The sequence below is a fragment of the Microbacterium sp. C23T genome (assembly GCF_053345975.1).
On the sequence record NZ_JBKFBD010000053.1, the window covers coordinates 1 to 17,696 of the forward strand.

Sequence of the window (17,696 nt, forward strand, 5' to 3'; positions counted from 1 at the left end):
AATCAGACACCGAACGACGCAACGCGCTACCCGACTGGCTGCACTTCTACAATCACCACAGGCAACACTCCGCCATCGGAGCCGCACCCATCAGCAGACTCAACAACCTGCCTGGACATCACATCTAGATGTCGGCGAAGTCGTTCCCCGGGCTCTGCAGCTGCGAGACGACGTCTCCGTCGAGGACGAGGACGATGTACTCGCGGCCTGCCGCTCCGGGCCGACTCAGCGACTGCGTCCCCTCCGCCTCGCGCTCGTCGATGCCGAGGTAGTCCGCTTCGCCGTCGCCGTCCTCATCCCAGGAATCCCATCCTCCTGCCGCGACCACGGTCTCCCGGGTGTCGCCGACGGCCACGCCGCCGAGGGCCCGGACGGGAACTCCGCCGACGGTAGGCGCGAGTACGGCGATGCTGGCCGGGCCGTCCTTCATCACGCTGACGGTCACCTCGGTCCATCGGTAGGTCGTTCCCCAGACATCGCCGTTCCCCCACGGGTCTTCGAAGTCCTCGCCGTGACGCGGCTCACCGGTCAGCTCCTCGATGACGGTCAGGAGGGACTCGGGATCATCGAACGCGAGGCTCTTCGCCGCCGCGCTATCCGTGTACTCGATTCCATCCAGCCCCACAGTGAGCATCGAGGCGGGTGTCGGAGTAGCGGTTGCCGTCGGGGTCTCGATCGGCGATGCTGCGGGGGCGCTGGTGCCGGCCGCGGTCGTCGGCTCCTCCGATGCGCAACCGGTGAGCAGGAGGCCAGCGGCAACCAGGAGGACAGAGAGTCGTCTGAGCACAGATCGACCGTACTCGCTCCCTGAAAGGCGGTGCGTCGCCTCGGCGCGATGGTGTGGAGAGCGAAGCTCGCCCGTCGGGGGCGACCCCGCGCAGTCGTTGACGGCGCCCTGGAGCGTCGAAGCGGCGTCATCGTCGACGCCGACGCGCTCGCGTTGGACCTCACCGGGGTCGCACAGTCGCCGCCTGGCGTCGACCTGCGGCTGCGCCGACACGGGAAGTCGATTCGTCGTCACGCGGAGAGCCGGCTGGTTGACTGGGCGGATGCCACTCGCGTCTGACGCCCGGGTCGCCGTGTGCGGACCCGCGTCGTGGAACCACCTCATCCTCCTCGACCGCCTCCCCGAACCGGTTCCGCACATGCAGTTCGCGCTCGGCGACCTGCACACGCTCGGCGGGACGTCGGCCGGCAAGGCGCTGCACCTCGCCGATCGCGGCGTCGACGTCACGCTCCACGCGCTGCTGGGCACCGACGACGACGGCCGGCGCGTCTCTGCCGCGCTCGACGCGGCGGGCGTGCGGGTCTCGGCCTATCCTTCGGAGCGCACCGAGCGGCACGCGAACCTGATGACCGCGGCGGGGGAGCGCGTGAGCCTCTACCTCGCGACGCCGTCGGCCGCATCCGACGAGGAGGTCGGCCGAATCGAGGCCGCCCTCGCCGCCGCGGACATCGCGGTGGTCGATCTCAGCGGGGTCGGCGCGACGATCGTGGAGCACCGTCTCGCCGGCGCCGCGGGCGCCCCGATCTGGACCGACCTCCACGACTACGACGGGGATGCGGAGTTCCACGAACCGTTCCTCCGCGCCGCCGACGTCGTCTTCATGAACGACGACGCGACCGACGATCCGTGGGCGCTGATGCAGAGCTGTCTCGAGCGTGGACCGCGGCTCGCCGTCTGCACGCTCGGCGCGCGCGGCGCCATCGCCCTCGCCGCCTCAGGTGGGCGCGCGACCGTCGATGCCGCGCCGGTGAATGTCGTCGACACGAACGGTGCGGGCGACGCGTTCTTCGCCGGGTTCCTCGCCGCGTCGCTCTCGGGTGCGGACCTGGACGGATGCCTCGCCGCCGGCGCTCGTCAGGCGGTCGTGGCGCTCTCGTCCGAGCACCTGCACCCGGCGGTCGTCGGCGCCGGAGAGGTCACCAGCGGGCTTCGGTGACGTGGGCGGGACTCGCCGCCGCGTCGTAGACCCGCACCCACGCCGGTCGCACGACGACGACGGCGAAGTCAGGGTCCAGCGCGCGAGATCCGGGGAACTGCGCGTTGTAGGCGCTGCCGTACTCCTCACGAAGAGTGCCGTGAACGATCGTCCCGAAGCCGTCGATCTGCGCCGACACCGCGCCGTCCGTCCCGACGACGACGGCGATGCGATGGTCGTGGCGCAGGTTCTCAGCCTTTCGCGACCCGACGAGCGTGTCGAACACGAGGGTGCCGTCGTCGAGTGCGGCGATTCCGACGAGCGCCGCCTCGGGTGCCCCCGACGGCGACACGGTCGCGACGACGCCCTGCGCTTCGGCACGCACGAAGGCCACGAATGCCTGTACGTCACTGGGATCGAACGCCATCCGCTCACAGTACGGCAGGGAGTCCCCGCCGGGCATCGACTCGCAGAACAGCGGATGCCGCGCCGGGATCGCCGCTCAGAAGCTCGTGTTGAGGGCGAGGATCGCGCGTTTCTCCGCGTCGGTGAGATCTGACAGGGCGAGCACCTCCTGCAGCACCGGTGATTTGAGGGCGAGGTAGGTCGCGATGTCCATTCCCGGATCGCGTGCGAGCTCGGTCTTGACCGCACCGTACCGATCGCGGAGATCGTCGCGATGCCGGAGGATGCCCCGCACCGCGAGGTGGTTCCGCAGGTGCAGCGTCCCCTCGACGCACACATAGACGTTCCTGCGCGGGTCGTCGTCGGGTGCAGCCATCGACTCCCGATCGATGACTCCGAGGTCGCCGCGGTGGGCGTACCCCGCGGCCACGAGCGCTGCGATCGCCGCCGTGACCTGTGCGCGGTCGACGACGACATCGATGTCGATGACGGGCTTCGCCGCCAACCCCGGCACAGACGTCGACCCGACGTGCTCGATCGCGAGCACCGGGACGCCCTCCAGCGCCCGCCGAAGCTCCGTTGCCACGCGCTCGAACTGCTCCGGCCACTCGTCGGAATAGGGAATGACCATGACCGCCATGCCCCCCAGCCTCCCACTCCGCCTCGCCGGCGGCGCGCGCGCCCGGCACCCTATGTCCCACGCCACGCGCCCGCCTCCCGCGCCCGCACACCCCTTGCCACGCGTCCGCTCGCGACGCCCATCCGCTCGTCATGCCGCCTCGAATCGTCGAGGCGACTTCGACCTCAGCTCGACGGGCTCGCCGATCTCACCCGTGACCGGGTCGGGCGGAGGGTGCAGCCAGTACGTGTCGGCATCGGTGATCGGATCTCGTGTGCGCGTGATGCGCCATCGCTGGTTGTGAAGCCGCAGGTGGCAGTTGCGGCAGAGGGCGATCCCGTCGTCGACATCGGTGCGGCCGTGATCCTCCCACCAGTGATCGATGTGGTGGTACTCGCATTGCGAGATCGGGGCGCCGCAGGACGGCCACATACAGCCGCCGTCACGGGCGGCGATCGCGATGCGCTGCTTTCGCGTGAACAGGCGAAGCTCGCGCCCGACGTCGAGTGGGCGGCCGTCTGGCCCCCACATCACCGGGATGGCCCCGGAGTCGCACAGACGTGCCTCGATGACCCCGCCGGGTAGCGCTTGTCCGCCGTCTTCGATGTGGCCCACCCCCGTGACCTGCATCTCGCCACGCTGATCGCCCCCGGCTACCGCTGAGGCTTCCACCACGATGCGCACACCTGGCTGGCGGTCGCCGAAGGCCTGCTGAGGATCGGCGTTCGCGCCCGTGCGCATCACGGCCATGATCGTGTCGTACTGCAGCTGCTCGTTCGACCGCTCGTCGGCCTCAGCGGCGCGCGTCTTCTCCCCGGCGTCCGCACCGACGAAGCGTGGTCCGCGACGGGGTCGCAGCGCGGCCTGCAGAAGCGCGTCCACCCACGCGCCCGCCTCGTCGTCGAACAGGATGTGCGCGTGACGCTGGCCGTCCTGGTCGGTCCAGGTACGGAAGGACCGTGCGGCGAAGCGCTCTTCGAACCGCAGCGTCACCCCGACCGGATCGAGTCGGTCTCGGGCGATGCGCGCCTGGTTGCGGAGATCTTCCACGCAGAGTCCGTTCGCTTCGTCGAGCAGCACATGCACGGCGCGAGCCCAGGCCTGCGGGAGGAAGTCGGGCGCCAGCTCTGGGTAGCGCTCGACAGGCGGCTCGCCGAGTCCTGCACGGATCGCCTGGAACTGCGACTGCGTCACGCGTCCGGACCCGAGTGCGCCCCGTAGCATGCCGAGCCACTCGTCGACCGCCGGCGTCGGGGGAGCGGCCGCGCCGTCCACCCCGCCCACCGGCACCACGCCGGCCACTGGCTCCGCCGGCGTCGGAGCAAGCTCCCTGCCCGCATCGACGGCTCTGGTCACGTCTGCACGCCCGAGCCCGGTGATGTGCTGGACGAGCGCCGTTCCGGTGCGCAGGCCTTTCCGTTGAGCCAGCCCGCCGTACCCGAGCTCTCGGGACGAGCGCCGCGACACCTCTGCCGAGGCGCCGGCGACGATCAGCTCGAGCGCCTTCCGCGCCTCGGTCGCGTCGGTGAGCAGTTCCAGGAGTTCGTCGTCGGCCATCTTCGCCACCTCGGCTGCGCCGTCGCCGAGCCGCGAGGCCACGCGGGCGGCAGCATCCGTCAACCGCGTCGCGGGGGAGGAAGAGGCCGGAAAGCTCATAGAACAAAGATACGAATAACCGCCGACATTGATCACCAGGACCGGTGACCGTCCCCACGTCATTCGTGATCGGCGCACGCACCGTGTACGTCGCCCACGGCGGAGGCCGGGTCTACGCTCGCCCTCATGCCAAGCGCGTCGCATTTCGAAGAGGGGGCCGACGAATACGACTCGGCGCGCCCGCCGTATCCGCCGGCGTTGTGGGATCGGCTGCGCATGCTCGGTCTGCTGGAGTCCGGGAAGTCGGCTCTCGACCTGGGCGCGGGGAGCGGGCAGGCGACGGGCCGGCTTCTGGCGGCCGGGATGAGGGTCACCGCGATCGAGCCCGGCCAGCGCCTCGCGACCCTGCTCGAGGATGCCCATCCCGCGGCAAGGGTGATCGTCTCCCGGGCCGAGGATGTCGAGCTCCCCGCAGGCAGCTTCGATCTCGCCGTGGCCGCGACGTCCGTCCATTGGCTCGATCTCGACATCATGCTTCCGAAGATATCTACGATTCTCACGCCAGATGGGCGCTTCGCGGTCTGGCGCAACGTGTTCGGAGACGCGGATGCTGCGCAGACGCCGTTCCGCTCACGCGTCGCCGAGATCGTTGCCGCGCGCCGCGCGCCCGAGCGGCCGGGGCCGCCTGCCGAGGACCTCGCCGCGATGGCCGACGCGCTGACGGCATCGGGCCTGTTCGTCGTTGAGGACGTCTCGACCTACCGATGGACTGTCGAGCTCGACGCCGCGGCGATCAGGCGCCTCTTCCGCACCTTCAGTGATTGGTCGCCGGCGGAGGTGGAGCAGGCAGTCGCGGCGGTGAGGGACCTCGGAGGCTCGGTCATCGAGCACTACTCGTCGTGGCTGCTGGTGCTCGCCCCGACGCGGCAGGGGACGTGATCGAATCGAGACGGATGCCTCGGACACAGGCGTCCGTGGATATCCGGGGTGATCGCGCCTGCGGTCGCCCCGACTCGGCGGCTCTGATCGAGTCGCCAACGGATGCCGGCTACCGCAGCGTGGCGGCCGGCTCCGGTCGGTGCACACCGCGCGGGCGATAGCCGAGCGCGTTGGACACCCCCGCGAGATCCGCGAGATACCAGAGGATCGCGAGCCACATCTCCGTGCCCTGGAGACCCGGCTCGGTCTCGGTGAGTCCGCGCGTCGCCGGGCTCGGCTCGCGGAACGAGAACCCGGCGCCGGGCACCCACGTCGCCAGCGCGTCGGAGAGCAGACGCACGGCCAGCTCTCGCACCTCGTCGTCGCGGTAGCCGCTCCCGCGTGCGAGCCACAGCGGGTGCGCGACGTCGAGCACGTTGCACGCGTTGCGCGCGCCGGCTGCGAACCAGCGCGGATCACGCGCATGGCGCAGCACGGTGTCGATCACGCGATCGGGGTGGGGGAGCGGCACGCCGAACTGCGCGAACGTGCCGCGCGACGCCCGGTAGAAGCCATTCACGACGGGGAGAAGTCCGCGGTCGGGCGTTGTCGAACCCCACATGCCGGTTTGCGGGTCGGCGTGGAGCAGCAGCCAGCCGAACAGCGCCTCCTCCACACCTGCCGGAATCGGATGCCCGGCACGCTTCGTCCACAGAATTGCGGTGCCGAAGCCGTCGATGTGGTGTCCGGCGCCCCACGCGTCGGTGGCCCACGGCAGACTCTCGCAGAACTCGACGACCCGTTCGGGAGTCGCCGCCGTCACCCAGGTGAGAGGAGCCGGAAATTCCGACCCCAGCAGATCCAGCGCGTACCCCGTGCTCAGCACGTGGTACGCGACATCCTCGTGGGAGAACCCGAGGCCCTCCCGCTGGCGCCCGTCCGCATCGAGAGGAGCGACCGCGCCGGTCGCGGCGTCCTGCCATCCCTGTAGGCGACGAATCTGCGCGTCCACCGACGCCTGCGGCGGCGCGGCGCCGAGCAGCAGGTCGGCGATCTCGATCGCGTCCGCCTGGGCGCGGACGGTCGGGGCGGCGCCGGGTCGGTCCGCGAAGAGTCCGAGGTCGTCGCTCCACGCGCGTTGCAGGACGACGGATGCCTCGTCCCTCGCGCGCGCCGCCAGCTCGGCGACGCGTTCGGCCAGGCCTGCGGCGTCGTCGGTCGCGGTCGCGGTCGCGGTCGTGGTCGCGATCGAGGTGGCGGTGACGACGTTGTTAGACGTCGCAGTCGGGGCGCCGGGTGCGTTGGTGCTGGTGTTGGCGTTGGCGTTGGCCGGCATGTGAGCGGGGCCCGCGTCGTACGCCGTCGCGCGCGGCGACTCGTGCGTGTGCGGGTGACCTTGCGCGGGGTCCGCTGCGGCCCACCCCTCTGGCGCAGACGGGAGCTCGGATGAGACCCCAGCCTCCGATGCGGCCGTGGCCAGCGCGGCGAGCACCGCTGGTGGCGTCTCCACGGGCTCGCGTGGTTCGGGCGAGTCGGGGCGATCCTCGGTGCCCCGGGCAGCAGCATCCGCCGCCGCATCGGGGTGGATGCCGGTGTCGTCGGGCTCGACGCGCCAGCGGATGAACCGCGCGGGGTTCCCGCCGACGACGGCGCCTGCCGGAACGTCCTTGGTGACGACCGCGCTGGCGGCGAGCACGGAGTGCGACCCGACGCTGACGCCGTCGAGGATCACGACGTGCGAGCCGATCCACACGTCATCGCCGATCTCGATGCCTTTGGAGGTCAAGGGCTGCCGGAAGACGGGCGTGCCGGACTCCATCGAGTGGTTGAAGCCGAGGATCGAGGTGTGCGCGCCGATGCGGACGCCGTCGCCCATCGTGACCCGTCCGCGGATCACCGTGTACGGGTTGATGCTGCAGTCGGCGCCGGCCCGGAGGTCGCCGGTGAGGTAGGCGCCCGCCGCGACGTACGTGCGGTCGCCGAGGCGCAGCGAGTCGTTGTCGATCGAGGCCAGCTCGGAGAGGAAGCACTGCTCGCCGAGCTCGTGGTCGGGACGGCCCGCGACGACGGTCTGCTGGAGGAGCAGCTGCGCTTCGCGCTCGGACGGCGTCGCCTCGCTCCAGAAATCCCAGGGCGAGTACTCGTGGGCGGCGATCGCGGGAGACATGGAGGGGCTGACGGGAATCGAACCCGCGCTGTCTGCTTGGGAAGCAGAAGTTCTGCCATTGAACTACAGCCCCGGACGCCGGCATCCCGGCGCTCGCGCGCCTGTTACAGCGCCCGGCCAGCATAACAGCACGGTCCGGATAGGCTGGCTCCGTGCTGCTGAGTGACCGCGACATCCGGCTCGAGATCGACGCGGGGCGCCTCGCGCTCGACCCGTGGGACCCGGCGATGGTGCAGCCGTCGAGCGTCGACGTGCGGCTCGACCGGTACTTCCGGCTGTTCGACAACCACAAGTACCCGTTCATCGATCCCGCCGAGGACCAGCCCGAGCTGACGCGCCTCATCGAGGTCGACCCCGAAGAGCCGTTCATCCTCCACCCGGGCGAGTTCGCGCTCGGCTCGACGTTCGAGCAGATCACGCTTCCCGACGACATCGCGGCCCGCCTCGAGGGCAAGTCGTCGCTCGGCCGCCTGGGGCTGTTGACCCACTCGACCGCGGGCTTCATCGACCCCGGCTTCTCGGGCCACGTCACGCTCGAGCTCTCGAACGTCGCGACGCTGCCGATCAAGCTCTGGCCTGGCATGAAGATCGGCCAGGTCTGCTACTTCCGCCTCACCTCGCCAGCCGAGAGCCCCTATGGCTCGGGGCCGTACGGCAACAGGTATCAGGGGCAGCGCGGGCCCACAGCATCCCGTTCCTTCCAGAACTTCCACCGCAGCGACGTCGGCGCGACGGATGCCGGGAGCCGCGGCGCCTGAAACGCTCAGGGTTCGGGTTCGACGATGCCCGGCTCGCGCGCGTAGACGTGCACCTGCTCGCCCTCGAGCACGAACTGCAGCGCCGTGCCCTCGGCGAAGCGTTCGCGCAGCTCTGACGGCGCCTGCCGTCCGACCACCAGCGCCGCCTGTGCGGGGAACGGGCCGGCGCCGCACGCGCCGCCGAGGTAGGAGGGGTTGTCACCCACCCCGCTGAAGACGATCAGACAGGGAACAGCCCCCTGGGTCCCGTCGCCCGTGACCTGCGGCTGCGACAGCACCGAGAGTCCGTAGAACGACTCGAAGGCGAGGGAGTCCTCGGTCGGACCGCCCCAGACCTCCTCCGGCCAGTCGGCGTCGGGGTCCACTCCGAGCACGCCGACCCGGCCCGCCTCCATGCTCTGCACGAGCACCGTCAGCCCGACGCCGACGAGCATCGCGACGACGACCGAGGCTACCCACACGACAGGTGTGCGCCGCCACCACGGGCGGGCGGGCGCGCCCTCGACAGGGTCGGAATCGACGACGTCGCCGGCATCGCTGCCCGAGCCGGCAGCATCCGTTCCGTCGCCCGCGGGGCCGCCCGCGCTCAGAGCATCCGCAGGCGAGCCGTGCGAGTCGCGATCCGGGGTGATCGGGTCCGCTGCGGCCGGGGCATCCGTCTCCTCCGATGCGGGGAGGGCGAGCGCCTGCGTTGCCGCGACTTCTTCGTCGACGTCGGGGGCTGAGCTACGCGGGGATCCGCCGTTGGTCGAGACGCGCGCGCTCGCCGCGACGTTCGCCGCGCTCGCGGCTGCGGCCTGCTCCTCGAGCTCGCTCAGGCGGGCGAGTGCGGCGGGGTCATCGAGGATGTCGGCGTCCGGTCCGTACGCGCGCTTGCGCAGCTCGGCGAGCTCGTCGCGCGAGGAGTCGGTCGGCGTTGACATCGAGGCCATCCTTCCCCATCGCGCCCGGCGCGCTAGCTTCCGACGACGAGGGCGAGCGACGTGTCGCCGCAGGCGAGCACCGAGGTGCCGTCGGGCAGCGTGACGGGGAGGGGCGACAGCGCCCGCACGGCGGCGGTGAGGTCGTCACCGCGGAGCATCGATCCCGGCTCGCGGCGCGCGTCGGTCGAGGTCACGACCCGGCCCGAGGCGTTGACGAGGGTCGCGGGCAGCTCGCCCGCGCGCAGCACCGGAAGCAGCACGCGTTCCAGCCGGTCGACCAGGGCGTCCGCTCCGACGACGCCGATCATCGCACCGTCACGCACCACGGGCGTGGTGATCGTGACGGTGTAGTCGTCCGTGCACACGTAGTCGACGTAAGGGCCGGTGAGGTGCCGCGCGCCCGTCGTCTGCGGAACGCGCCACCACTCGAGTGCGGTGTAGTCGCGGAACTGCTCGTGCGTCGGGTCGTCGATCGTCGCCAGCCGCCGCACCCCGTGGGTCGAACCGGTGGTTCCGAGCCACCAGGCGAGGTGCCACTCGGCGTCCGTCAGCACACCCGGCGCCGCCACGAATCCCGCGCCGGTGAGCAGCGTGTCTCCCGAGACGGCCGGCACGGCGAACGCCTCGACGAGCGGATCGACCGTCTCCGCCGTCAGGGCTGGGGCCGAGGCGAGCTGCTTCTCGAGCAGATCGCGCCACCCGTCGATCATGGCGAAGATGCCGTCGATGGTCGCGGCGACACTGATCGCCACGTCGGCCGGAGGCCTGGTCGCGATGGTGGTCATGGGACGTCCTTCGGGTCGGATGCTGCGTCCTCGGTGCGCGCGTCGATGCGCGCTCGCTCGTCGATGAGCCATTCGAAGGCGCTGTTGATATGTGTGATCGTCTCCGCGCGGGCCTCGTCGGGTGCGACGTCGCGGATCGCGCCGATGACCCGCGTACGGGCGATGGCGCTGCGGTCACGGTACTCCTGCTCCCGCAGGCACATCCAGAGGAGGGAGCCTGCCTCGCCCTGCAGGCGCATCTCCTCGTGCACGAGGCGGGGTGACTGGCTGACCGCCGCCACCTCGAGCTGGAACCGGCTCACGGCTCGCCTCGCGCCGCCGGCGGTCGTCAGATCCGCGGCGTCGGCGATGCGGACGAGCGTCTCGATGTCGTCGTCGCTCGCGCGGTTGGCGGCGGTCTCGGCGGCAGTGCCCGCGATCGCCGAGGTGTGCAGCGCGAAGTCGCGCAGCTCGATGCGGCTGATCTCGCGCAGGCGCCGCTCCAGCAGACGGGTCGCGGCGTCGCGGTCGAACGTGACGAAGCTGCCGCCGTCGCGGCCGCGCCGCGTCGTGACGAGCCCTTTGTCGCGCAGCACCTCCAGCGCCTCGCGTGCGGTGACCAGGGCCACTCCGAGGCTCCGCGACAGGTCCGCTTCGCTGGGCAGCCGCTCGCCGTCGTGGAGGACGCCGGTCACGATCGCATCGGTGAGCCGCTTCTCGACGAGCTCGGCCCTGCCGGTGCCGTCCAGCGGGGCGAAGACGACGGCACGGGCAGCGTCGACTCTTCCCGTCGCGTGCGGCATGGGACCCCCGGGTGGATGGCGGAGGAACCCGCCCTCCGCAACTGTGACCCGACCGTAACACGGCAACCCCTCTTTTGACATATGGATCCATATGATTAACTTCCATCGACATCGAGGGAGACGTCCATGACCGAGCAGCAGCCTGCGATCCGGCTGACCGGACTCACGAAGGAGTTCGGTGCCGTCACCGCCGTCGACCACGTCGACCTCGAGATCGCCGCCGGTGAGTTCTTCTCGATGCTGGGGCCATCGGGTTCAGGGAAAACCACCGTGCTGCGACTGATCGCCGGCTTCGAGCAGCCGACCGACGGCACGATCCAGCTGTTCGGGCAGGACGTCACGAAGAAGGCGCCCTTCGACCGCGACGTGAACACCGTCTTCCAGGACTACGCGCTCTTCCCCCACATGACGGTGCTCGACAACGTCGCCTACGGCCTGCGCGTCCGGGGGATGGGACGTGCGAAGCGCCGCGATCTGGCGATGGCGGCGCTCGCCGCGGTGCGGCTCGACCAGATGGCGGCGCGCAAGCCCTCGCAGCTCTCGGGCGGGCAGCGCCAGCGGGTGGCGCTCGCCCGCGCCACCGTCGTGCAGCCGAAGGTGCTGCTCCTCGACGAGCCGCTCGGCGCGCTCGACCTCAAGCTCCGCGAGCAGATGCAGGTCGAGCTCAAGCAGATCCAGCGCGACCTCGGCATCACCTTCATCTTCGTGACCCACGACCAGGAGGAGGCGCTGACGCTCTCCGACCGGATCGCGGTGTTCCACGACGGCCGCATCATCCAGCTGGGCACTCCGCAGGACCTCTACGAGCGTCCGGCGTCACGATTCGTCGCGGACTTCGTCGGCACCTCCAACCTGTTCGACCACGAGCGGTCGGCGGCCCTCATCGGGCGCGAGGGCGAGCACTCGATCCGTCCGGAGAAGCTCACGCTGGCCTCGGCGGCGGCCTCGGCGCCCGGCGAGCACTCGGCCCAGGGCACCGTGGTCGAGTCGATCTACGTGGGAAGCGGCATCCGTCGCGTCATCGATCTGGATGCCGGCATGCGGGTGACCGTGCTCGAACGCAACGACCGCACCCGCCTGGCCGACGACGATCGCGGCAACCGCGTGCACGTGACGTGGCACGACGAGGACGTCGTCTCGCTGATCCCGCCCGGCACCTGATCCATCCCGACCGGGGAGCCAGCGCCCCCGAGCGCACAACAGCACAGCCCGATATCAACAGCACCGAGAGGAACCACCATGTTGCGCACATCACGCGGACGGCGCATCGCCGCGACCGCCCTGGCGGTCGGTTCGATCGCCGCCCTGGCCGGCTGCGGCACATCCGGCGGCGGGGGCAGCGCCCCCACCCAGGCCGTCGACGAGCTCGGAGACTACGAGGACGGAGTCTCGATCATCGCGTGGGCCGGCTACGTCGAGGACGGCAGCAACAGCCCCGACTACGACTGGGTCACGGGCTTCGAGGAGAAGACCGGCTGCCAGGTCACCTCGAAGACGTTCAACACCTCCGACGAAGCCGTCAATCTCATGAAGACCGGTGAGTACGACGTCGTGTCGGCATCGGGCGACGCGTCGCTGCGCCTCATCGCCGCCGGCGACGTGCAGCCGGTCAACGTCGACCTCATCCCGAGCTACGCAGGCATCTACGACTTCCTCAAGGATCAGCCTTGGAACACCGTCGACGGCGAGCACTACGGGGTCCCGCACGGGTACGGCGCCAACCTGCTGCTCTACAACACGGACGTGGTGACTCCCGCGCCCACGTCGTGGGACGTCGTCTTCGACAAGGCGGCCGACCACACGGGCAGGATCACCGCCTACGACAACCCGATCTACATCGCCGATGCGGCCGTGTACCTGATGGCCCACCAGCCCGACCTCGGGATCGAGAACCCGTACGCGCTCGACGAGACGCAGTTCCAGGCGGCGGTCGACCTGCTCAAGGAGCAGCGGCAGCACGTGGGCGAGTACTGGTCGGATTACCTGAAGGAGGTGCAGGCCTTCGAGACCGGCGACTCCGTCGCGGGCACGACGTGGCAGGTGATCCAGAACGTCCTGGCCGGCGAGGGCGCGACCACCGACGTCGTCCTGCCCGACGAAGGGGCCACCGGCTGGTCGGACACGTGGATGATCTCGTCGACGACCAAGAGCCCGAACTGCTCGTACGCGTGGCTGGACTGGATCTCCAGCCCCGAGGTCAACGGCGTCGCGACCTCGTACTTCGGTGAGGCGCCGTCGAGTCAGGCGGCCTGCGACTACCGCGAGGACTGCGAGGCGTACCACGCCGGTGACGCCGACTACGCGTCGCAGATCTGGTACTGGACGACCCCGATCGCCGAGTGCCTCGACGGCCGCACCGACGTCGAGTGCATGGATTACTCGGCGTGGACCGAGGCCTGGTCCGAGATCAAGGGCTGACTCACGCAGCGCGCCGGGGGCGGACGGATGCCTCCGCCCCCGGCTTGAACGGACCCCGAACCGGAGGCACTCGATGACCGACACCGCGACCGCCCCGCCGCCCGCCCGCACCGTGCCGCCGCCGCGCGCGACGCCCGCGCGGCGCTCGTCGGCGTGGCTGAGCGCGCACCCGCGGTTCCGGCTGGCGTTCCTGCTCACCGCCCCGCTGTTCTGGCTGGTCGTGGTGTACATCGTGGCGCTGGCACTGCTGCTGGTCACGGCGTTCTGGCAGGTGGACTCCTTCACCGGCGAGATCATCACCGACTGGACGCTCGACAACATCGTCACGGTCGTCACGGGGTCGCTCTATCAGACGGTGACGCTGCGCACGGTCGGGATCGCGCTCCTGGTGACCGTGATCGACGTCGCGATCGCCCTTCCCATCGCGTTCTACATGGCGAAAGTCGCCTCGCCACGGGCGCAGCGCCTCCTCGTCATCGCCGTCCTCATGCCGCTGTGGGCGAGCTATCTCGTGAAGGCGTACGCGTGGCGGTCGGTGTTGTCGCAGGAGGGCATCCTCGAGTGGATCCTCGCCCCGTTCGGTCTGCACACACCGGGCTACGGCCTCACGGCGACCATCATCACGCTGTCGTACCTGTGGCTGCCGTACGTGATCCTCCCCATCTACGCGGGGCTCGAGCGCGTACCGGACTCGCTGCTCGAGGCGTCCGCAGACCTCGGGGGGAAGTCCTGGCGGACACTCGGATCCGTCGTCCTGCCGCTGGCGTTCCCGGCGATCATCGCGGGCACGATCTTCGCCTTCTCGCTGTCGCTCGGCGACTACATCACCGTCAACATCGTGGGCGGCACCAACCAGATGCTCGGCAACCTCGTCTACACGAACGTCGGCGCGGCCAACAACCTGCCGCTCGCCGCGGCGATCGCGCTCATCCCGATCGTCATCATCTTCGGCTACCTGGCCCTCGTGCGGCGCACCGGCGCCCTCAACAACCTCTAGGACCCGCCGATGCGACTCTCGCGACTCTCCCGCACCGTGCTCGGCGTCGTCACGGCTCTCATCCTGCTGGTCGTCTACCTGCCGCTGTTCGTGGTCCTCGTCAACTCGTTCTCGACGTCGACGTCGCTCAGCTGGCCGCCACCGGGGTTCACGCTGGAGTGGTGGGGCAAGGCGTTCCAGAGCACCGGGGCGATCGAGGCGGTGGGCACGAGCGTCGCCATCGCGCTGGTCGCGACGGCGATCTCGCTCGTGCTGGGCACCCTCATCTCGCTCGCGCTCCAGCGGTTCGAGTTCTTCGGCCGTGACGCGATCTCGCTGCTGATCATCCTGCCGATCGCGCTGCCCGGCATCATCACGGGCATCGCTCTGAACAACTTCTTCCGCACCATCATGGGTGTGCCGCTGTCGATCTGGACGGTGGTGATCGCCCACGCGACCTTCTGCATCGTGACGGTCTTCAACAACGTCATCGCGCGCCTCCGGCGCACCGGCACGAACCTGGAGGAGGCGTCCGCGGACCTGGGGGCCGGCATCTGGACGACGTTCCGCCTCGTGACCTTCCCGCAGCTGCGCTCGGCGCTGCTCGCGGGGGCGCTGCTCGCGTTCGCGCTGAGTTTCGACGAGATCATCGTCACGACGTTCACGGCAGGGTCCGGCGTGACGACGCTGCCGATCTACATCCTCAACAACATGTTCCGCCCGAATCAGGCGCCCGTCGTCTCGGTCATCGCCGTGGTGCTGGTGATCGTGTCGATCGTGCCCATCTACCTCGCGCAGCGGCTCTCGGGGTCGGAGCAGACCCGACGATGACCAACGGGCGGAGAGATGTGCGGCGGGCGATCCCCAGATCGCCCGCCGCGGGGTGAGACCCCGTCCCCACACGTCAGGCCCACCCTCGGCGCGGTCCGTGTCCCCACACAGGATTGACGCGCCGACGCTTACTGCAATCTGCAGTATAAGGTCGTTCCAGCGTCAGCGGGATACCCTTTACGTTCCGCGCCGACGACCCGAAAGCCGGCCGGAAAGGAGCCTGTCGTGCCCGAACGCGAGCCATCGATCACGGGGTATCTCACGCTCGGCCTCCTGGCCGGGCGGGACTGGTCGGCGTACCAGCTCGCCGAGCAGCTGGGGCGCGGCGTCTCCGAGCTCTGGCCGTCCGCCGATCGCGGGCGCTATGCCGTCCTCAACCGCTTGCACTCCGCCGGGTTCGTCGAGACCCGGCAGGAGCACACCGGCAAGCGCGCGCGCACGATCTACTCCATCACGCCGGAAGGGCGAGAGGCGCTCGCCGCGTGGCTGCGCACCCCGGTGCGCCCGCCGACCCTCGAGTTCGAGGGGATGGTGCGGGTACTCCTGTCGGACCAGGGCTCACTCGACGACCTCCGTGCGACCCTGGCCCTCACGCGCGAGCAGGCGCTCGCGAACCGCGAGATGTTCGCGCGGTACGCCGCGTTCATCAGCGAGACCGGCGGCACGTTCCCCGAGCGCAAGCACCTGTTCGCGCTCGCCAACACGTTCATGATCGGCCACTACGAGCACGTCATCTCGTGGACCGAGTGGGCCGAGCAGCAGATCGCCGACTGGCCCGACACGGTCGCGCCCGCGACTACCCATGGCGGGCAGGTGCACGACATGCTCGCGCCGGGCCGCGAGGCGCTCGCCGGCGACCACGCCACCGACTGGTGACCTCTCGCTCCTACGGTCGCTGGGCGTAGACGATCACCCGGTCACCGTCGCGGACGAACTGCAGCGTGGTGCCTTCGGGGAACTCGTCGAGCAGAGCCGGAGGTGCCTGGGGGGTGACGACGATCGTCGTCGACGAGGGACCCGACCCGGTGGCGCACGACCCGGCTGAGAGGCCGAAGTTGACCGACGCCGAGTCGTAGACCCACAGGCAGGTGCTGTTGGTGCCGTTGCCGAAGTCGCGCGCCGAGGCGATCGCGGTCAGACCGAGGTACTCGTCGAACGTGACGCCGTCCGGCGGCCGCGCGCCCCACATCTGCTCCGGCCAGAGCCCGTCGGCGTCCTCTCCGAGATCGGCGACCTGCTCCCGGCCCGGCGGCAGCTGCACCGACGCGACGCCCGCCCCGAGAAGCGCGGCGATCAGCAGTGATCCGCCCCACAAGAGCGCGCGGTGCCGCTCCCACCACGGGACCGCCACGACGGGCGCGGGGGCAGGCGGTTCGTCCTGCCTTATGGTGAGAGGCGCGGCCTCGGCCACCACCGGGACGTCAGCCTCGTCCGCGCCGACGGCGCGCGCTTCGAGCTCGCGGAGCCGGCTCAGCGCCTGCGGATCGCCGTCGATGTCGGCATCCGGTCCGTAGGCGCGCAGCCGCAGCGCCTTCAGTTCGCCCGCGGCGTCGTCGGTCAGGTCGTCGGACATCGGCGACATCATCGTCGACCGTGGCGTCCGGGAACCGAACGGGCAGGTGTCCGATCGGTGAACATCCTGCGGCGCGCGCCGCGGAAGCGCGCACCGGCTCAGTGGGCGGTGCGCACCCCGACGAGATCGTGCACGAGCACGGCGGCCGCCCGAGCGCCCTGGCCCGCGGCGACGATGAGCTGCTGCGGACCCGGGGACGCTGCATCCCCCGCCGCGTACAGCCCCGGCACCGACGTGCGTCCGGAGCGATCGGTCACCAGGTTGCCGAACCCGTCGCGCTCGAGGGCGATCCCGCCGACGAAGTCGAGCGCCGGGTGCCACTGCGGGCGCACGAACCCGCCCTCGATCTCGACGCGCGCGCCGTCGACGAGGCGTACTGCTGTCACGGTGCCGCGGTCGCCTTCGAGGTCGTCGATCTTCCGTCGTTCGACGACGATCCCGGATGCTGCGAGCTCGGCCTCTTCGACCGTGTCGACGGCATCGGTGCCGTTGGTGAAGACCGTGAGCCGGTCGGTCCAGCGGGCGATGAGCCGGGCACGCGCGGCGAGGTCGCGGGTCTCGCCGATGAGGGCGAGCGGCCGGTCCTGGAGTTCCCACGCGTCGCACGCGGCGCAGCTGAAGAGCGTCATGCCGTAGAAGGCGCGCAGGCTCGGGATGGCGGGGAGCGTCTCACGCAGACCCGTCGCGACGAGCACCGAACGCGCGGCGACGGCCGGCGGGATGCCGGCACCCCTGCCCTGAAGCGCCGCGAGGAAGCGGAGTCCCTCGCCGCAGTCGCGCTCCTGCAGCGCGGTCACCACGGTGCGGTCGAACACCTGCACGTTCGGGTAGGCGGCGAGCTCGGCGCGTGCGAGCTTGCGCAGCTCGAGCGGCGGAACGCCGTCGCGCGTGAGGAAGCCGTGCGAGCGCAGGGTCGCGGCGTTGCGCGGGCGGCCGGCGTCGATGAGGACGACGGACGCGCGGGCGCGTCCGAGATTGAGCGCCGCCGACAGTCCGGCGGGGCCCCCGCCGACGATGACGACG

At 70.5% G+C, this 17,696-nt stretch carries 18 protein-coding genes, 1 tRNA gene and 1 pseudogene; 9 read left to right on the forward strand and 11 right to left on the reverse strand.

What is annotated here, in order from left to right; all coding sequences use genetic code 11:
• Positions 1-128 (forward strand): annotated as a pseudogene (locus tag ACLBXX_RS20060) (IS481 family transposase); the annotation flags it as partial.
• Here the strand turns inward: ACLBXX_RS20060 and ACLBXX_RS20065 are convergent.
• Entirely contained in the window at positions 125-787 is a 663-nt protein-coding gene (locus ACLBXX_RS20065) for a hypothetical protein (RefSeq protein WP_447659463.1), read from the reverse strand. The pseudogene ACLBXX_RS20060 and the gene ACLBXX_RS20065 sit on opposite strands and share 4 nt — an antisense overlap.
• Positions 788-1,049: 262 nt before the next feature.
• On the opposite strand from ACLBXX_RS20065, the gene ACLBXX_RS20070 reads away from it, so the two are divergent.
• Positions 1,050-1,943: a carbohydrate kinase family protein gene (locus ACLBXX_RS20070; protein WP_447659464.1), complete on the forward strand. Its 894-nt coding sequence runs from the start codon at positions 1,050-1,052 to the stop codon at positions 1,941-1,943.
• Here the strand turns inward: ACLBXX_RS20070 and ACLBXX_RS20075 are convergent.
• The 3 genes from ACLBXX_RS20075 to ACLBXX_RS20085 form a co-directional block, all read right to left on the reverse strand.
• On the reverse strand, positions 1,924-2,349 hold the full coding sequence (locus tag ACLBXX_RS20075; protein ID WP_447659465.1) for a pyridoxamine 5'-phosphate oxidase family protein: 426 nt from the start codon (positions 2,347-2,349) through the stop codon (positions 1,924-1,926). The genes ACLBXX_RS20070 and ACLBXX_RS20075 overlap by 20 nt on opposite strands.
• Positions 2,350-2,424: 75 nt before the next feature.
• Positions 2,425-2,967, reverse strand: coding sequence for a GrpB family protein (locus ACLBXX_RS20080; protein ID WP_447659466.1), 543 nt, complete (start codon positions 2,965-2,967; stop codon positions 2,425-2,427).
• A 129-nt stretch (positions 2,968-3,096) separates the two neighbouring features.
• Positions 3,097-4,602: a DUF222 domain-containing protein gene (locus tag ACLBXX_RS20085; RefSeq protein WP_447659467.1), complete on the reverse strand. Its 1,506-nt coding sequence runs from the start codon at positions 4,600-4,602 to the stop codon at positions 3,097-3,099.
• 126 nt (positions 4,603-4,728) lie between these two features.
• On the opposite strand from ACLBXX_RS20085, the gene ACLBXX_RS20090 reads away from it, so the two are divergent.
• A complete protein-coding gene (locus ACLBXX_RS20090) occupies positions 4,729-5,481 on the forward strand; it encodes a class I SAM-dependent methyltransferase (protein ID WP_447659468.1) in 753 nt (250 codons plus the stop codon).
• Positions 5,482-5,590: 109 nt separating this feature from the next.
• On the opposite strand, the gene ACLBXX_RS20095 is transcribed toward ACLBXX_RS20090, so the two are convergent.
• Positions 5,591-7,627 (reverse strand): acyltransferase, encoded by a 2,037-nt coding sequence (locus ACLBXX_RS20095; protein ID WP_447659469.1) that lies wholly within the window; start codon positions 7,625-7,627, stop codon positions 5,591-5,593.
• A tRNA-Gly gene (locus tag ACLBXX_RS20100) sits at positions 7,627-7,700 on the reverse strand. The genes ACLBXX_RS20095 and ACLBXX_RS20100 overlap by 1 nt, the downstream gene beginning before the upstream one ends.
• A gap of 79 nt (positions 7,701-7,779) precedes the next feature.
• Between ACLBXX_RS20100 and dcd the strand changes: the two genes are divergently transcribed.
• On the forward strand, positions 7,780-8,385 hold the full coding sequence (gene dcd / locus ACLBXX_RS20105) for a dCTP deaminase (protein ID WP_045299427.1): 606 nt from the start codon (positions 7,780-7,782) through the stop codon (positions 8,383-8,385).
• Between the two features lie 5 nt (positions 8,386-8,390).
• On the opposite strand, the gene ACLBXX_RS20110 is transcribed toward dcd, so the two are convergent.
• Genes ACLBXX_RS20110 through ACLBXX_RS20120 form a run of 3 tightly spaced genes read right to left on the reverse strand, consistent with a single transcriptional unit; the run spans position 8,391 to position 10,875 of the window.
• Complete coding sequence (locus ACLBXX_RS20110) at positions 8,391-9,308, reverse strand: hypothetical protein (RefSeq protein WP_447659470.1); 918 nt, start codon at positions 9,306-9,308, stop codon at positions 8,391-8,393.
• 32 nt (positions 9,309-9,340) lie between these two features.
• On the reverse strand, positions 9,341-10,093 hold the full coding sequence (locus ACLBXX_RS20115; protein ID WP_447659471.1) for a cache domain-containing protein: 753 nt from the start codon (positions 10,091-10,093) through the stop codon (positions 9,341-9,343).
• On the reverse strand, positions 10,090-10,875 hold the full coding sequence (locus ACLBXX_RS20120) for a FadR/GntR family transcriptional regulator (protein ID WP_447659472.1): 786 nt from the start codon (positions 10,873-10,875) through the stop codon (positions 10,090-10,092). Before ACLBXX_RS20120 ends, ACLBXX_RS20115 begins: the two co-directional genes overlap by 4 nt.
• 126 nt (positions 10,876-11,001) lie before the next feature.
• Between ACLBXX_RS20120 and ACLBXX_RS20125 the strand changes: the two genes are divergently transcribed.
• The 5 genes from ACLBXX_RS20125 to ACLBXX_RS20145 all read left to right on the forward strand — a co-directional run bounded on the left by ACLBXX_RS20125 (position 11,002) and on the right by ACLBXX_RS20145 (position 15,976).
• A complete protein-coding gene (locus ACLBXX_RS20125; RefSeq protein ID WP_447659473.1) occupies positions 11,002-12,036 on the forward strand; it encodes an ABC transporter ATP-binding protein in 1,035 nt (344 codons plus the stop codon).
• Positions 12,037-12,114: 78 nt separating this feature from the next.
• Positions 12,115-13,293, forward strand: coding sequence for an ABC transporter substrate-binding protein (locus tag ACLBXX_RS20130; RefSeq protein ID WP_447659474.1), 1,179 nt, complete (start codon positions 12,115-12,117; stop codon positions 13,291-13,293).
• Positions 13,294-13,366: 73 nt separating this feature from the next.
• On the forward strand, positions 13,367-14,290 hold the full coding sequence (locus ACLBXX_RS20135; protein ID WP_387142072.1) for an ABC transporter permease: 924 nt from the start codon (positions 13,367-13,369) through the stop codon (positions 14,288-14,290).
• 9 nt (positions 14,291-14,299) lie between these two features.
• Positions 14,300-15,100 (forward strand): ABC transporter permease, encoded by an 801-nt coding sequence (locus ACLBXX_RS20140; RefSeq protein ID WP_387142069.1) that lies wholly within the window; start codon positions 14,300-14,302, stop codon positions 15,098-15,100.
• Positions 15,101-15,325: 225 nt separating this feature from the next.
• A complete protein-coding gene (locus ACLBXX_RS20145) occupies positions 15,326-15,976 on the forward strand; it encodes a PadR family transcriptional regulator (RefSeq protein WP_447659475.1) in 651 nt (216 codons plus the stop codon).
• Between the two features lie 10 nt (positions 15,977-15,986).
• Here the strand turns inward: ACLBXX_RS20145 and ACLBXX_RS20150 are convergent, their stop codons facing one another.
• Both ACLBXX_RS20150 and ACLBXX_RS20155 read right to left on the reverse strand, forming a co-directional pair.
• On the reverse strand, positions 15,987-16,673 hold the full coding sequence (locus ACLBXX_RS20150; protein ID WP_447659476.1) for a hypothetical protein: 687 nt from the start codon (positions 16,671-16,673) through the stop codon (positions 15,987-15,989).
• A 98-nt stretch (positions 16,674-16,771) separates the two neighbouring features.
• The coding region (locus ACLBXX_RS20155) for an NAD(P)/FAD-dependent oxidoreductase (RefSeq protein WP_447659477.1) at positions 16,772-17,696 on the reverse strand (925 nt) is incomplete at its 5' end.

Bases quoted from the DNA above. Each gene is read 5' to 3' on its own strand.
- ACLBXX_RS20135 (WP_387142072.1), top strand. From the start codon at position 13,367: ATGACCGACACCGCGACCGCCCCGCCGCCCGCCCGCACCGTGCCGCCG.
- ACLBXX_RS20070 (WP_447659464.1), top strand. From the start codon at position 1,050: ATGCCACTCGCGTCTGACGCCCGGGTCGCCGTGTGCGGACCCGCGTCG.
- ACLBXX_RS20085 (WP_447659467.1), bottom strand. From the start codon at position 4,602: ATGAGCTTTCCGGCCTCTTCCTCCCCCGCGACGCGGTTGACGGATGCT.
- ACLBXX_RS20095 (WP_447659469.1), bottom strand. From the start codon at position 7,627: ATGTCTCCCGCGATCGCCGCCCACGAGTACTCGCCCTGGGATTTCTGG.
- ACLBXX_RS20125 (WP_447659473.1), top strand. From the start codon at position 11,002: ATGACCGAGCAGCAGCCTGCGATCCGGCTGACCGGACTCACGAAGGAG.
- ACLBXX_RS20080 (WP_447659466.1), bottom strand. From the start codon at position 2,967: ATGGCGGTCATGGTCATTCCCTATTCCGACGAGTGGCCGGAGCAGTTC.
- ACLBXX_RS20150 (WP_447659476.1), bottom strand. From the start codon at position 16,673: ATGTCCGACGACCTGACCGACGACGCCGCGGGCGAACTGAAGGCGCTG.
- ACLBXX_RS20140 (WP_387142069.1), top strand. From the start codon at position 14,300: ATGCGACTCTCGCGACTCTCCCGCACCGTGCTCGGCGTCGTCACGGCT.
- ACLBXX_RS20120 (WP_447659472.1), bottom strand. From the start codon at position 10,875: ATGCCGCACGCGACGGGAAGAGTCGACGCTGCCCGTGCCGTCGTCTTC.
- ACLBXX_RS20110 (WP_447659470.1), bottom strand. From the start codon at position 9,308: ATGTCAACGCCGACCGACTCCTCGCGCGACGAGCTCGCCGAGCTGCGC.
- ACLBXX_RS20130 (WP_447659474.1), top strand. From the start codon at position 12,115: ATGTTGCGCACATCACGCGGACGGCGCATCGCCGCGACCGCCCTGGCG.
- ACLBXX_RS20075 (WP_447659465.1), bottom strand. From the start codon at position 2,349: ATGGCGTTCGATCCCAGTGACGTACAGGCATTCGTGGCCTTCGTGCGT.
- ACLBXX_RS20090 (WP_447659468.1), top strand. From the start codon at position 4,729: ATGCCAAGCGCGTCGCATTTCGAAGAGGGGGCCGACGAATACGACTCG.
- ACLBXX_RS20115 (WP_447659471.1), bottom strand. From the start codon at position 10,093: ATGACCACCATCGCGACCAGGCCTCCGGCCGACGTGGCGATCAGTGTC.